12 protein-coding genes and 1 tRNA gene are annotated in these 15,936 nt (G+C 34.0%); 12 read left to right on the top strand and 1 reads right to left on the bottom strand.

The genetic code is table 11. The features are described from left to right. Nucleotides 1-270: 270 nt before the first annotated feature. The 12 genes from CKF58_RS04140 to CKF58_RS04195 all read left to right on the top strand — a co-directional run bounded on the left by CKF58_RS04140 (nucleotide 271) and on the right by CKF58_RS04195 (nucleotide 13,940). Nucleotides 271-1,380 carry a DMT family transporter gene (locus tag CKF58_RS04140; protein WP_119531262.1) on the top strand — a complete coding sequence of 370 codons (1,110 nt, stop codon included), beginning with the start codon at nucleotides 271-273 and terminating at the stop codon, nucleotides 1,378-1,380. 239 nt (nucleotides 1,381-1,619) lie between these two features. Beyond that, the gene (locus CKF58_RS04145) at nucleotides 1,620-1,952 is read left to right on the top strand and encodes a rhodanese-like domain-containing protein (RefSeq protein ID WP_119531264.1); all 333 of its coding nucleotides are present in this window, start codon (nucleotides 1,620-1,622) and stop codon (nucleotides 1,950-1,952) included. 357 nt (nucleotides 1,953-2,309) lie between these two features. Next, the gene (locus tag CKF58_RS04150) at nucleotides 2,310-3,002 is read left to right on the top strand and encodes a 2,3-diphosphoglycerate-dependent phosphoglycerate mutase (RefSeq protein WP_119531266.1); all 693 of its coding nucleotides are present in this window, start codon (nucleotides 2,310-2,312) and stop codon (nucleotides 3,000-3,002) included. Nucleotides 3,003-3,297: 295 nt separating this feature from the next. Beyond that, nucleotides 3,298-3,714 (top strand): rhodanese-like domain-containing protein, encoded by a 417-nt coding sequence (locus CKF58_RS04155; RefSeq protein ID WP_119531268.1) that lies wholly within the window; start codon nucleotides 3,298-3,300, stop codon nucleotides 3,712-3,714. Nucleotides 3,715-4,012: 298 nt separating this feature from the next. Next, the gene (locus CKF58_RS04160) at nucleotides 4,013-5,095 is read left to right on the top strand and encodes an ABC transporter substrate-binding protein (RefSeq protein WP_119531270.1); all 1,083 of its coding nucleotides are present in this window, start codon (nucleotides 4,013-4,015) and stop codon (nucleotides 5,093-5,095) included. A 397-nt stretch (nucleotides 5,096-5,492) separates the two neighbouring features. Beyond that, nucleotides 5,493-8,315 carry an isoleucine--tRNA ligase gene (ileS, locus tag CKF58_RS04165; protein WP_119531272.1) on the top strand — a complete coding sequence of 941 codons (2,823 nt, stop codon included), beginning with the start codon at nucleotides 5,493-5,495 and terminating at the stop codon, nucleotides 8,313-8,315. Nucleotides 8,316-8,490: 175 nt separating this feature from the next. Next, nucleotides 8,491-9,165, top strand: coding sequence for a thymidine kinase (locus CKF58_RS04170; protein ID WP_119531274.1), 675 nt, complete (start codon nucleotides 8,491-8,493; stop codon nucleotides 9,163-9,165). Nucleotides 9,166-9,204: 39 nt separating this feature from the next. Next, entirely contained in the window at nucleotides 9,205-10,599 is a 1,395-nt protein-coding gene (gorA, locus tag CKF58_RS04175) for a glutathione-disulfide reductase (protein ID WP_119531276.1), read from the top strand. Nucleotides 10,600-10,891: 292 nt separating this feature from the next. Beyond that, nucleotides 10,892-11,587, top strand: coding sequence for a thioredoxin domain-containing protein (locus CKF58_RS04180; protein ID WP_222987695.1), 696 nt, complete (start codon nucleotides 10,892-10,894; stop codon nucleotides 11,585-11,587). Further along, nucleotides 11,568-12,443, top strand: coding sequence for a tRNA threonylcarbamoyladenosine dehydratase (locus tag CKF58_RS04185; RefSeq protein ID WP_119531281.1), 876 nt, complete (start codon nucleotides 11,568-11,570; stop codon nucleotides 12,441-12,443). The genes CKF58_RS04180 and CKF58_RS04185 overlap by 20 nt, the downstream gene beginning before the upstream one ends. 244 nt (nucleotides 12,444-12,687) lie before the next feature. Next, nucleotides 12,688-13,692, top strand: a complete 1,005-nt coding sequence (gene znuA, locus CKF58_RS04190) for a zinc ABC transporter substrate-binding protein ZnuA (RefSeq protein WP_119531283.1) — start codon at nucleotides 12,688-12,690, stop codon at nucleotides 13,690-13,692. 173 nt (nucleotides 13,693-13,865) lie between these two features. Beyond that, nucleotides 13,866-13,940, top strand: a tRNA-Cys gene (locus CKF58_RS04195). A gap of 51 nt (nucleotides 13,941-13,991) precedes the next feature. Here the strand turns inward: CKF58_RS04195 and recJ are convergent. Further along, the gene (gene recJ / locus CKF58_RS04200; protein ID WP_119531285.1) at nucleotides 13,992-15,863 is read right to left on the bottom strand and encodes a single-stranded-DNA-specific exonuclease RecJ; all 1,872 of its coding nucleotides are present in this window, start codon (nucleotides 15,861-15,863) and stop codon (nucleotides 13,992-13,994) included. Nucleotides 15,864-15,936: the final 73 nt, after the last annotated feature.

Here is a 15,936-nt window from a genome sequence, read left to right on the forward strand (position 1 = left end):
GCATTTATATATATTTTATTAATTTAGAAACTTTAATTAGATTTTGAAAATTTAGTATTTTTCAATTTTCATAATCTGCTTTTGTATAGTTAATATAACTATTCTATCATTAAGCTATTCATATAACCATTTAACTACTTTTTACATATTCCCCAGAATATTAGCTGATTATATTTATATCATTAAAAAGTTAATCCATACTAACTTTATAAAATGATAGCAACATGCCTTTTTATTCTTTCCAACTTTACCTAGATTTAAAAATAAATTATGACTAACTTAAGCATAGGAGTCCTTTGTTCTTTAATATCTGCACTAGCATTAGCCCTAATGGGTTTATGTTTTAAACTAATTAATACTAATATCAGTTCTTACGAGAAATTACTTTCTCGTGGAATAGGTTTATTTATTGTTGCTTATTTTTTAGTTAAGCGTGCACAAAAGAAAAACCATGAAGTTAAACTTTTAGGTCATCGCAATAATGCTTTAGTACTTATACTGCGTTCTTTTGCTGGTGGTTTAGCAATGCTGTTATATATTTATTCGGTAAATATAATTAGCTTAGCCGACGCAGACATGATGGTTAAACTTAATAGTGTAATACTATTAATTCTATGTGCCATCTTTTTAAAAGAAAAAGTTACTTTAATTCAAGCTTTAGTTGTTGTCGTTAGTTTAATTGGTGTGGCTCTAATTATTAAACCTACATTTAGTAATCCAGATATTTGGGCATACATAGCAGGTTTAGCAGGTACTTTTTTAGTTAGCATTGCTTATATGTGTATTCGCTACCTAACTACTAAACAAAATGGTGAACACCCAGCAACAATTATGTTCCATTTATCTTGCTTTATCATTGTATGTATGATTTATCCTACAATAACTAACTGGCAAGGTTTTACAGGTAACGAATTTAACTACCTCTTATTAGTACTATCGAGTATCTTCTCTGCTATTGGGCAATTTGCCTTAACCTATTCATTTAAATATGCTCCAGCTAAAGAGATTAGTATTTATAGTTATACTTCTTTAATCTGGAATTTTATTTTCGGTTTCATTATCTTTACAACTTTCCCAGATTGGCTAGCAGTAATCGGTTACTGTATTATTGTTGGAGCAAGTATCTATCTCTTCATTTACAATAAAAACCGTCAATCACCAAAAGAGAAGTTTAGTTCTTCAACGGCAACAGTGGCAGCAACTACACCTGTATTTAAGCCTGAAAGTTTAAACTTTAATGATGCTGAAACTTCTCAAGGCATTAATAAGGATATGGCTGAAAATATTCAAAGCTCAAATAACTCTGAAGAAGCAAGAGTTTCTGAAGAGGTAAAATTCACCGAAAGCTCTTCATCTAGTAATTCCGCTAATAAAAATTAGTAAGCTTATCTGGTAATTTTATGTAAGTAATTGTTGTTTTTATATACTTCCAATAATTATTTACCTACTTCCTTATCTGCTTATTCACATATTTACTTACTACATCAAAACTCTTCCTGTGCAACTTTATCTTATTTTGTTAATTGTTAACTGTATCGCTGTGGTAGGTAACATTTACACAATGACATAAAGTTTTACTTAATTCATTTTTTATCAACCTAGCAAAACAACATATATTTATGTCTAGACTACAACAAGTAAAAACTATTTCTATTCAAGAAGTAACAAAACTTCTTGATGAAAACGCTAACATTTGTCTTTTCGATATGCGTACCGAAGATGAATATATTGCCGCTCATATTCCAGGTGCTGTTCACTTAACAGCCGAAAACTTTCATGAAGAAGCTGAACATTTTGATGAGAACACTATGATTATTTTCTACTGCTATCGTGGTAATGCTTCTAAAGTTCAAGCTTTAGACTTAATGGCACAAGGTGTAGAAAATGTTTACTCTATGGATGGCGGCATCACTGCTTGGGCAAAAGAAGGATATCAACTAGTAACTGGTTAGTAAAAGTTTATTAACACTTGTTAGTAACTGGTTAGTAACAAATTGCAACCAGCTAGTTACTGGTTATTTATAACCTTGGCTCAATATTGCAAATAGGTCTAAATTACTTATAGTCTTCACAAGTAATTTATCGTAAATATTCTCACAAATATTTCCATGAAATAACTTTAATTAACAAGAGCTAACAAGCGTTATTTTTACATAATTTTGCTAATTATTTCTAGCGCTAATATGGTATAATTATCCACGAAATTAACGCTAGGAAGTGTAGCTCTTAACGTTAATCTATAGGTTTATTTAGTAGATAGTTTTCAATTCTTTTTCAAGCTATCTATAACTTATTATGAGGTTTAAACAATGGCTAAAACTTTAGTTTTTGTTCGTCACGGTTTTAGTGAATGGAACGCTAAAAACTTATTCACAGGTTGGCATGACGTAAACTTAGCTGAGCGTGGTGTTGAAGAAGCGAAAGAAGCAGGAAGAAAATTAAAAGCTGCTGGTTACCAATTCGACGTAGCTTTCACTTCTGTTTTAACTCGTGCTATCAAAACTTGTAACATCATTCTTGAAGAGTCAGAGCAACTATATGTACCTCAAATTAAAAACTGGCGTTTAAATGAACGTCACTATGGTGCACTTCAAGGTTTAAACAAAAAAGAAACTGCTGAAAAATACGGTGATGAACAAGTTCACATCTGGAGACGTTCATACGACGTTCCACCTCCAGAAATGGATCGTAACTCACCAGATTCAGCTCACAATGACCGTCGCTACAAACTATTAGATCCAGCGGTTATTCCTGATCATGAATCTTTAGCGTTAACTTTAAAACGTGCATTACCATACTGGGAAGACGCAATTGCTCCAGCATTATTAAAAGGTGATGTAGTTTTAGTTGTTGCTCACGGTAACTCTTTACGTGCTCTATCTAAACACATTGAAGGCATTTCTGATGAAGATATTCTTAATCTAGAAATCCCTACAGGTCAACCTATTGTTTACACTTTAAATGATGACTTATCATTTGTAAGCAAAAAAACTTTAGACTAGTAGATTGTTTACTACCTTAAAAGGACTTTGTCACTGACAAAGTCCTTTCTCATTAGCTTAAATTAACTATAACTGTAGCAAGATATCTAATAGTATTTTCAGCCTTTAGTTAAATACGTTAAAAATATACTTGACTAAATAAACTATTAACCTCTAAGCAAAAATTTAACTGCTTGCTTTTATCAATTTCTTTACATGGATCAAGGATTTAGAGTATAATCTAACCCATAAGACTATTTTGCAGCAAACTAATCTTGCTGCTCTAAACTCATAGTAAAGGCACTCTTAGACACCTATGGAATTTTTCTTTAATCACCCTTATTTATCTGTTGCTTGGTTAGTGTGTTTAGTAGCTATTTTAATTACTTTTGTGCAAGATAAACTTGCAGGTATTGAAGTAATTGGCAACAACATGGTAGCTATTCTTCTTAATTCTCAAAAAGGGGTAATTGTAGATTTACGCTCAGTGCAAGATTTTAAATCAGGTCACATTCAGGGAGCTGTACATTTACTACCTACAGATATTAAAACGCAAAACGTGGGTAAAATCGAACAATATAAAGATCGCCCTGTGGTTTTAGTAAACCAAGATGGTTTAAACCTTTTAGAATTAGGTAAAGATCTTAAAAAGCAAGGTTTCACCAAAGTTTATATTCTTAAAGATGGTGTTGGCGGTTGGTTAACTGACAATTTAATCTTAGTAAGAAAATAATTTTCGGCCTCAAAATTTTTATTTTGAGGCTTTAATTTTGCCTTGAAAAACAGGTATCTAGATATGCACTAAGATTACACTAGACCGATTGGTTTAAAAACCTTAAAATCTAGCTTAAATTTTTATAGCAATCAGCCTTAAATGCTTTTATAATTAAACGTAATTTTTTATTTTAAATCTCTATATTTACAGCTCAAAATAATATAGAGAAGCTCTAAAATCTAAAAGCAAAAACTTTGTCGAACACCCCTATTTGTAAATTAGGATATTTTCAACATTATTGTAAAGAGCACAGCTTGTGAGTAAGACTAAATTATTCTCTTTCTTGATTCTTATTCTGGTAATTATTGCCGGAGCATTTTATTTCCTCGGTTCAAAATCTGAAAAAAGTAACACTAAACCTACCCAGAAACTATACGTTTATAACTGGACCGAATATATTACAAGTGACTTACTACGCAAGTTCACTAAAGAAACTGGTATTGAAGTGGTATATACCACCTACGAAAGTAATGAAGAAATGTACGCTAAATTAAAATTAAGTACAAATTCGAACCAACCTTATGACATCGTAGTACCATCAAACCACTATGTTGCTCGCTTAATTGCTGAAAAATTAGTTCAACCATTAGATTTAACTCGTTTACAAGTACAAAACGTTGTACCTGAAACTTTAAATTTAGAATTTGATCCAGGCAATAAATATTCTATTCCATATACTTATGGCTTTACGACTATTGCGATTGCCAAAAGCTATGCCCCTAATTTAGAACTTAAATCTTGGGCAGACTTATGGAAACCTGAATATAAAGATTTAGTTCTCCTTAATGATGAGCGTGATGTATTTTCAATGGCGCTAAAATCATTAGGTCTAAATCCGAATGCCACTAATGAAGACGAAATTAAATTAGCTTACCAAAAGCTACAATCTCTAGTTAAAAAGGTTAAAACTTATAACTCGGATGCTCCTGAAGTACCTTACGTAAATCGTGAAGTTGAAACAGGCATGATTTGGTCAGGTTCGGCATTTAGAGGTTCTGTTGATTATGATGATATCGATGTTGTATGGCCAGAAGAAGGTCCAATTGAATTTATCGATTCATTTATGATCCCTGTAAATGCAAAAAATGTAGATGCAGCTTATACCTTTATTAACTTTTTACTACAACCGGAAAACGCAGTTGAAGTACTTAAAAACTTAGGCTTTTTACCTGCAAATAATTTAATTAAACCACTCCTACCAGAATCATGGCAACAAAGTCATATCCTTTTCCCACCAAAATGGGTATTTGAACGTGCAACTTTTAACCGTGATTTAGGTGATAAAGCTATCGAGATTTACAATAAATATTGGAATCTTTTACGCGTAAGTGGTGAATAATCATTTAAATAAAGGAGTTAGCGTGAGCTAGCTCCTTTTCTTAAATTTATTCCAAAATTTTGCTTGTTAAAGCTTATAATAGTTATTTAATAAATTTAACTCCTAATAAAAATCTTACCTTTGGCTTTAATCCTAGCCCAAATAAGGCCTAAACTTTTGTGCCTTAATTTTGCGTTTGCTACTTGCCAAATTAATTTTTATTGTGCTAATATTATTTAAAGAAGAACCAAATCCAACCAAAACGTATCCATTCAATATCTTTGCTTATGTAATAAGACCAAGTCAATTATTCTAATGCTTAGAATCTTTGATCATAAGAGTCTTTAACTTTAGTAGCAAAGATTTAATTTTTCTTAATATCTTTATTCTTTTTAAGAATTTTTATCAACTAAATATTATGAGTGAAAATAATTACAAATTAAATCTGCCTGCAACAGATTTCCCAATGCGTGGTGAATTGCCGACACGCGAACCGAAAATGTTAGAAAAATGGTATAAAGACAATTTATATCAATTAATCCGTAAAGCACGTGAAAACCGTCCAATGTTCATTCTTCATGACGGTCCTCCATATGCTAACGGTGCGATTCACTTAGGTCACGCATTAAATAAAATTCTTAAAGATATTATCGTAAAAGCTAAAACCATTGAAGGTTACGATTCTCCATATGTTCCAGGTTGGGACTGCCACGGTTTACCAATTGAATTAAAAGTAGAAGGTTTAGTAGGTAAACCTGGAGTTAATGTTGATGCTAAAGAGTTCAGACAAAAATGTCGTGAATATGCTTTAGAACAAGTAGAATTACAACGTAAAGACTTCAAACGTCTTGGTGTATTAGGTGATTGGGATAACCCTTACCTAACAATGAACTATGATACTGAAGCAGGAATTATCCGTACTTTAGGTAAATTAGTTGAAAAGAATCACATGTTCAAAGGTCACAAACCAGTTTACTGGTGTATGGACTGTAGCTCGGCCTTAGCTGAAGCTGAAGTTGAATACCGTGATAAAAAATCAGATTCAATTTATGTAGCTTTTGCTGCTCAAGATGCAGCTAAAGTTAACAACGTATTCGGTGTTACAGACACAAGTGTACCTACGTACGCAATGATCTGGACAACAACTCCATGGACAATTCCAGGTAACCGTGCAATTTCTTTAAATGAGAAATTCGAATACGTATTAGTTAAAGCAACAGTAGAAAACAACGAATACTTTGCGCAACCAAGTTACTTCGTTCTAGCTAAAGAATTAGTAGAAGAAGTTGCTAAAGCATGTAAATTTGCTGCTTATGAAGTAGTTGGTAACGTTGTTACTGGTAAAGAATTAGAATTATTAACTTTCGTGCACCCATTATTTGGTCATGACGTACCATTTATCTTAGGTGATCACGTTGGTTTAGATGCTGGTACAGGTTTAGTACATACTGCTCCAGATAACGGTCTTGAAGACTTTGACGTATGTAAACGTTATGGTATTGGTTTAGCTAATATCATTAATGATAACTCAGAGTTCAAAGCAGATGTTCCTAAATTCGCTGGCTTAAAAATCTTTGATGCAAACGTACCTGTAATTAAAGAATTAGCATATGCTGGTCGCTTAGTATCTAAAACTTCAATTCTTCACTCATACCCTCACTGTTGGCGTCACAAGACTCCAGTAGTATACCGTGCAACTCCACAATGGTTCATCGGTATGGATGGTCAAGGCTTACGTCAAAACGTGTTAGATGAAATCAAACGTGTACGTTGGATTCCAGCTTGGGGTCAACCACGTATTGAAAACATGGTGAGCGGACGTCCTGACTGGTGTATTTCTCGTCAACGTACTTGGGGTGTGCCAATTCCAGTATTTACTCATAAAGAAACAGGTGACTTACACCCTAATACTTTAGAGATTATCGAAAAAGTAGCACAGTTAGTTGAAAAAGACGGTATCCAAGCATGGTGGGATGCGCCTAATGAATTACTTTTAGGCGATGATGCACCTTACTATACTAAAGCTAAAGATACTTTAGACGTATGGTTCGACTCTGGATCTACAAGTCAAACTGTAACTAAATTACGTCCTGAATTTAAAGGTCGTGACGCTGACTTATACTTAGAAGGTTCGGATCAACACCGTGGTTGGTTCATGTCTTCAATTTGTATCGCAGCTGGTGTTACAACTAAAGCTCCTTATAATCAAGTGTTAACTCACGGCTTTATCGTAGATGGTAAAGGACAAAAAATGTCTAAATCTATCGGTAACGTTGTAGTTCCACAAGAAGTTAATGAAAAATACGGTGCAGAAATCCTACGTTTATGGGTTGCGGCAACTGACTATACAACAGAAATCCGTGTTTCTGATGAAATCTTAAAATCTTCTGTTGATACTTACCGTCGTATCCGTAACACTATGCGTTTCTTATTAGCAAACTTAAATGGTTTCGATCCTGCAAAAGATTGCGTACCATTTGATCAAATGCTATCTGTAGACCGTTATTTAGTGTCATTAACGAAAAAATATCAAGAACAATTACGTGCTGACTACGAAAAATACGAGTTACACGTAGTAGTTAAAACTCTAATGCAATTCTGTTCGGTTGTATTAGGTTCATTCTACTTAGATACAGCTAAAGATCGTATTTATACCTTAAAAGAAGATAGTTTAGCTCGCCGTTCTGCACAAACTGCAATGTACTATACTGCTGAAGCTTTAGTGCGTTGGATGGGTCCAATTCTAAGCTTCACTTCACAAGAAGCTTGGGAATTATTACCAGGTGAACGTGATCCATATGTATTTACGGCTTACCACTTCGATGGTTTAGTTGACAATGACACTAAACTTTCAGATCAAGATTGGAATAAACTATTAGAAGTTCGTGATGCAGCTAATATCGCATTGGAAACTTTACGTAAAGACAAAGTAATCGGTGCTTCATTAGACGCAGAATTAACTGTTTACGCTGATAAAGATGTATACAAATTATTCGATACTCTAGGTAAAGAAGCTAAATATGTATACTTAGTATCTAAATTAACAGTTAAAGACGTTGCTGAATTAGCTGAAAAACCAGAAGCAGGTTTTGCTGTACATGCACAAAAATACGAAGCTCCTAAATGTGATCGTTGTTGGCACCACGACCCAAGCGTGGGTCTAGATGCTAACCACCCAGAATTATGTACTCGTTGTGTGGATAATCTCGAGGGTGCTGGCGAAACTCGTTACTTCGCTTAATTCTTAAGTAGAAGCTTATAAGCATTTAATTTTTATTCAGAATTTAAAAAGGGCGACCGATACGGTTGCCCTTTTTAATATGCTAAATTCACTTATGCCTGTCTCTTGTTATAAAATATATAGCTCAAGTATTGTATAATCTAAAGCAATAGAAACAAAGGGAAATACATCTATCATGGCTAAGTTGTTCTTTTATTATTCCACCATGAATGCGGGTAAAAGTACGAACCTTTTACAGGCTTCATATAACTATAAAGAAAGAGGTTTTAACACCATTCTCTTTAATTTTCATGGTGATAACCGCGATGCTCAAGGTAATTTAACTAGTACCGAGTTATATGTAACTTCACGTTTAGGAATTAAAGAAAAGGCTTATCCATTTGATAAAAACACTGATATGCGCGAAGCTTTTAAGCGCATATGTCAACAAGATTTACCGCTCAAAGATAGCGAAGATAAAAATCTTCCTATAGGCGCAGTACTTATCGATGAAGCCCAATTCTTAACTGCGCAACAAGTTAAACAACTTTCTGACATCGTAGATTATGATAATATTCCGGTACTTTGTTACGGAATTCGTACAGATTTCTTAGGAGAACCTTTTGAAGGTTCAACATGGCTTTTATCTTGGGCTGACGAAATTGTCGAACTTAAAACTATATGTTCAACTGGTAAAAAAGCTACCTTTGTATTACGTTTAGATGAAAAAGGCATGCCACAAACTTCAGGAGCAAAAGTACAAATTGGCGGAAACAATGTGTACGTTGCCGTATCTCGTAAACTACATAAACAAGCTTTAAAATCAGGTGAACTAGAAAACGCAGCTTATCGTGAAGTTAAAAGCGAATAAATAGTTAATTTCAATCATAACAACAACTCAAACACAAACATGACTTATCAATACGATTTTGATTATTTAGTAATTGGCGGCGGTAGCGGTGGTATTGCTACGGCTAATCGCGCTGGGATGCATGGCGCTAAAGTTGCGCTAATTGAAGCTTCTGATATTGGCGGTACTTGCGTAAATGTAGGCTGTGTACCAAAAAAAGTTTTATGGAATGGCGCAAATTTACTAAGTAATATTAATCATTTAGCTGCAGATTACGGGATTGACGTTGATGTTAATGCTGTAAACTTCAGTACGCTGGTTGCAGCACGTCAAGCTTATATTGCGCGTATACATAAATCTTACCAAAACGGTTTTAACAATAATAAAGTCCAAGTAATCAACGGCTGGGCAAGCTTAGTAGATCCGCACACGGTTCTCGTACGTGATGCTCAAGGTAAGGAGCAGACTTATACTGCACAGTACATTACTTTAAGTCCAGGTGGTAAAGCCGATTATCCTGCTATTCCAGGGGCTGAATTTGGTAATACTTCTGATGACTTTTTTGCTTTAACAACTTTACCTAAATCAGCGGTAATCGTTGGAGCTGGTTATATTGCCGTAGAAATTGCTGGAGTGTTAAACGCTTTTGGCGTTGAAACTACTCTTTTAACGCGTGGTGATCGTCCATTACGTTGGGCTGATAATGATATTACCGATGAGTTGTTAGAAAATTTTAAACAACAAGGTATTAAACACGTTGGCAATATTAGCTACGAAAAAGTAGAGAAGTTAGAGAATGGTTTAACGCGTTTACACACTAATCAAGGCACTTTTGATAGTGAGTTTTTAGTGTGGGCTATTGGTCGTTCTCCTAATACGGCTAATTTAGGTTTAGATAAAGTAGGAGTCCAAGTCGATCAACAAGGATATATCCTAACTAATGAACTAAACCAAACTAATTTTGAGCATATTTTTGCTTTAGGTGATGCAACTCATGCTCCAGCGCTTACGCCAGTTGCAATTAAAACCGGTCGTTTATTATCAGAACGTTTATTCAACGGTAAACAAGGCTTACACTTTGATCGTAATAGTCTAATTCCAACAGTAATTTTTAGCCATCCGGCTATTGGTACTGTAGGGATGTCTGAAAAAGTTGCCTTAGAAAAATATGGCAAATTTGATGCCCAAACTAATCCTCAAGGGATTAAAGTTTATAAAAGTAAATTTAATGCCATGTTAAATGCCGTAACTTCATACCCTGAAAAAATTTATATGAAACTAGTTGTTCAAGGTACTGAAGAAAAAGTTATTGGCTTACACGGTATTGGTTTTGGCGTAGATGAAATGATCCAAGGCTTTGCGGTTGCTATGGGCATAGGCGCTACTAAAGCTGATTTTGATAATACAGTGGCTATTCACCCAACAGGTTCTGAAGAATTTGTAACTATGCGTTAAGCTAAATAGCATATGGGAAGTATGTAAAGTCCTCAAAAGAGAGAGAATTTAAGTAATTACTTAAGTTCTCTCAAAATCTACGTATTATTTTCTTAGATTTACCATTATTTTATAGATTAGCCTATTTAAGCTATTTAAACTATCTAAGCTATCTAAGCTATATAAGCCATCTAACTTAATCAGTTAGTCTGGTAATATTTTTCGTCTATAGCGGATTAGTATTCACATTTAAACTATATTCTTTTTCATTCAACTAATTATGTTGCAAAAAAGTTTAAAATCTCTTTGCTTAATGGGGTTATTAACTTTAAGTACCATGAGCTTTGCCGATCTCACTGCAGATCAGCAGTATACGCTTAAAGCAGCAGGAGTTGATAACTACTCTTTAGTTTACGAAAATAAAAACGTAAAAATCGTTTCAACACCTTACTCTTTTGTCTCATTTTACGGCAATTCAACAACTTTCTCGATTGATCGTGTTTATCAATACAACACTAAGCTGAAAATGAGCAAAGATCTAATTTCTTACGCCATGGTGCAAGATTTAGAACCCTATAAAAATTCATTTATTAACGTTAAAGCTAAAAATGAAAAATTACATGCCTATGTAATTTTTAATATTGAATGTCCTTACTGTCATAAACTTATTGCTGATGTGCAAAAGTTCTTAGATCAAGGAGTATCTTTAACTTTTGTTCCTTACGTAAACTATCGTAAAGCAAATGAAAACTTAAAAGTAAGCTACATTCTTAATCAACCTGCAAATAAACGTTTTGCGTTAATTCAACAAAACTCAGCAGATATTCCTCTTGCTAATGCTCCTTCAATGTTCTTACCAACAGTTGATAAGCTAATGGATAAATATTTAATTTCAAGTTATCCTATTATGATTACCGATGATGGTTATGCAACAATTAAAGGTTACGAGAGTTTTGAGAAAAGTTTTTCTATGCTAAAAGGATTACTCCATGACGACAAAAAGCGTTAATCCAGATTTACAATCTTATGCTCGTAGTTATGCTTTAGCGTTTGAAGGTATCTATCGTTTATACGGAGAACTCGCTTTAAATGCATTTAGTCGTGCACAAGTGATTGTAATCGGTTTAGGTGGCGTTGGTTCATGGGTAGTTGAAACTTTAGCTCGTACTGGTATTGGTAGCATCATTCTTGTCGATGGTGATGATATTTGTACGTCAAACATTAATCGTCAACTCATTGCTACTTTTGATACTATCGGTGAACAAAAAAGCGAAGCTCTAAATGACCGTATTGAAAGCATTAATGATAAAGCTAAGGTTATCATTTATGACGAGTATTTAACTCCGGATAATATGAGTGAGATTATTCGACCTCATACTTATACAAACGCTTGTTTTGCTGAAGGTGAGATTGAAATCGAACCAGAACATCTTTATGTTATTGACGCCATTGATAATGCTGAACTTAAAGCGGCTTTAATTAATTATTGTCGCCGTAACAAATACCGTTTGGTAGTTTGTGGCGGAGCTGGTGGTAAAGTTGATCCTGCAAAAATTCGTCTTGCAGATATGACTGAAACTACACAAGATCCTCTTATTGCTAATGTCCGTAATCGCTTACGTCGTGAGTACGGCTACAAAGAGCGCTTTAAGGATAAAAAATTCGTAGTACCAACGGTTTACTCTGTAGAACAAATGAAACTACCTCCGAATAAAAAGGCTTGTGATCTTAAAAGTTTAAACTGTAATAACGGCTATGGATCAGCAACAGCTGTTACAGCTACTTTTGCAAACTTTGCAGCGTCTCATGTACTAAATCAAATTATTAAAGATGCTGAACGCACACATGCAAAAGCGGAAAAATAACTTAAATTAAAAATACTTAAATAATGGTGCACTAAGCTGCACCATTTCTTATTTGTGTTTAGAATCTCTGCTCTGTGGTGTATCACTATTTGAGGGGTACTGTTCAATTACTGAACAATCGGCAAAATTCAAAGTAAAAGCACAAAATTATGCTATTATAAGGACAACAAGCTAAGAACTGCGGTTGTTAGCAATTTATGGTAAGCTGCGGCTTATATCCTATCAATTTAATCTTTATACTTCTATGAAAAAGACATTAATTGCTGCTAGTGTGCTAGCTTTCTCGACTCTTGCAAATCCAGCTGCGGCTGATGTATTAACGTCAATTAAACCTTTAGGTTTTATTGCGTCTGACTTAACTAAAGATGTTACTAATACTCAAGTATTAATCAATGCCACACAATCTCCGCATACTTTTCAACTAACTCCTAAAGATCTTTCTCTCATTAAAAACACTGATTTATTAATCTTTGTTGATGATGATATGGAAATTAGTTTAGGTAAAACTTTAAAGAATAAACGCTTACGTCCAGCACAAGTTCTAGAACTAGGTGATATTCCTGAAGTAAAAGCCCTGTTAGTGAAAAGTGCACATCACGATCATAAACATGATAAAGATCATGATCACAAACACGACGACAAAGACGATAAACATGACCATGACGATAAACATGATCACGATCATGACGACCATGACGACCATGACCATGAACATGATGAGTTATCAACTAATTATCATCTATGGACAAGTCCAGCAATCGCTAAAGTTGTCGCGCAAAAAGTTGCAGATAAATTAATTAGTATTTATCCTGCACACAAAGCAACTATTCAACAAAACTTAGCACGTTTTGAACAAGAATTAGCTAAAACTAATCAACTTATCAAACAACAATTAAATGGTAAACAAATGGCTAACTATTATGTTTACCATGACGCTTATACTTATTTTGAAAAAGAATATAACTTTATTCAACATAATAAGGGAGCAATTTACTTTAACGTATCTATCGATCCATCTGTAAAAGTTTTAAACGAATTACATGAAAAAGCGGAAAAAGATAACGTTAAATATATCTTTACTGAACCGCAATTTAACTTAGCAATTGCGCAAAAAATTGCTAAAGCTGCTCATGCCAAAGTCGAAGTACTTGATCCTCTAGGTAATAAAATTGCAGTTGCTCCAGGCGCTTATCAAACATTCTTATTAGATTTAGCTAAAAGCTTTAGCGTGCTAATGCCAAATAAATAATTATTTTTTAAGAGCTCAATTTTAAAAATTGAGCTCTTAAACTTAAAAACTTTTCCTAAGATATTTCAATAAGTTAAGTACAGGCGGCTTAAATTTAGCCTAAATTAGCTTGACAAGTAGTTTTTAGTCGGCTATAATGGGCGTACTTTCTTGTTGAAAGACAGATTTCTTAAGGCGTGATGGCAGAATGGCTTATGCAGCGGATTGCAAATCCGTCTATCTCGGTTCGATTCCGGGTCGCGCCTCCATTCGTTTAATAAAAAAATCCTCAAGTTTTACTTGAGGATCTTTTTTTATTTCTAATTTATTGGTACAAGATGTTTAATAATTAAACTTAAAGACTCACGACCACAATATCTATTAACTGCCATAGTGTAATACACTTCCATTTCGGGAGTTAATGAAGATATTAATTCTGGCGTTGCTTTAAATTTAATGCCTGAATGGCATTTATTATTAGCATCCATAAATTCTAAGAGTAAGGTATCTCTTTTCGAGCGTCCTACTAGACGTGGATTACTGTAAATTTTGAAACGACTCTTAAATACAGGTTCTGGGAAACCTTTACCCCATGGACCAAGTCTTACTAATTCTTTAGCAAACTCTAAAGTAATATAGTTTACTGGTAATTCCAGATCACAATAAATAGTTTCTTGTCCAATATCATCTGGAGATACTGTTTCTCGTACAATTAACTCTAAAGCTTCTGCAAAGAGTGCAAAATCTTTTTCACGAATTGTTACCCCAGCAGCACCTGAATGCCCACCAAATTTAACAATTAAATCTGGATAACGTTTAGCAATAGTATCTAAACAGTCTTTAATGTGTAGATTATTTATTGAACGACCAGAACCTTTAATTAATCCCCCCTCATCGGTAGAGAACACAAACGTTGGACGCCAATACTTATCCTTAATAATTGAACAGTTTAAACCTATTACTCCCTGATGCCAATTAGGATCATATAGACAAATCGAATAGCTATCAGAATGTTTAAATTTAGCATCAAATTGATCTAGAGCTTGTTGGGAGTTTTCGGCTTGTACAGCTGAACGTTTTTTATTCGTTTCAGCCATTTCGCAAGCTATTAACTCGGCTACACGTTCGTCCTGTGCTATTAAACATTCTACGCCTTTAACCATGTTATCCATACGTCCAATAGCATTAATAAGCGGTGCTACTTTAAAACTAATGTCATCGGCACAAAAATCAATATTATTGATTTTTTGGATACGTAAAATGGCTTGTACCCCAATTGAACAATGATGAGCACGTATTCTACGTACACCTTGCTCAACTAAAATACGATTGTTGTAGTCTAAATTTGCTAAGTCAGCAACTGTACCTATGGCAACTAAATCTAAATATTGATCCGGATTAAAGGCTGCATCAAAATTATCTAAGAAATGATTAAGATTACTACGTAAGAAAGCGATTTCTGCAGAATTTAACTTTTCTCCAGCTTGATCTTTTTGCGCCAGAATAATATTAATCTTTTCGTAGATAATGGCATTTGCCATATTAACAGCTTGGGCAATTTGATTAAATTGCTCATGAATGTAGTAACTTAGAACTTTCATTAAGTAATAAGCTACACCTACTCCTGTTAGATTCTTCGACGGGAAATTACAGCCTTTTTGATTCGGATTAATTACTGCATAGGCTGCTGGAGTTTGCTCAGAACCTAAATGGTGATCGGTAATAATAACGTCTAATTTTTTAAAATTAGCGTATTCTACCCCGTCAAAAGAACTAATACCATTATCAACAGTTATTATTAGATTAGCTTTGTGTTCGCTAATAGCTAAATCCACTAAAGCTGGAGATAAACCATAACCGTGAATAATACGATCTGGAATAATGAAATTTACATTGGTAAAGCCTAATTTTTTTAGACTCATATAAACTAAGGCAGTAGAAGTCGCCCCATCAGCATCATAATCACCAATAATTACAATGCTTTCATTTTCAATTAAAGCGTTAATTAAGCGTTTAACGGCTTTATTTAAATCTTTAAACTGCATCGGGTTCTCAAGATTACGTAAACTGTAATCTAATTGGTTTACGTCTGTAATGTCCCGATTTGAAAAAATATAATCTTTAATCTGATCTTTTAAACCTAAAAGACGAGATGGGGTACGCTCTACTATCTTGATGGTTTTTTCTAACATAGTAAGAGCCTATTAATTAGTTGGTTAATATTATTTTTCTGCTTTATTTTACCAAATAAAGCTAATAAGTTAA

It is taken from the genome of Psittacicella hinzii, from assembly GCF_003585935.1.
Taxonomy (GTDB): domain Bacteria; phylum Pseudomonadota; class Gammaproteobacteria; order Enterobacterales; family Psittacicellaceae; genus Psittacicella; species Psittacicella hinzii.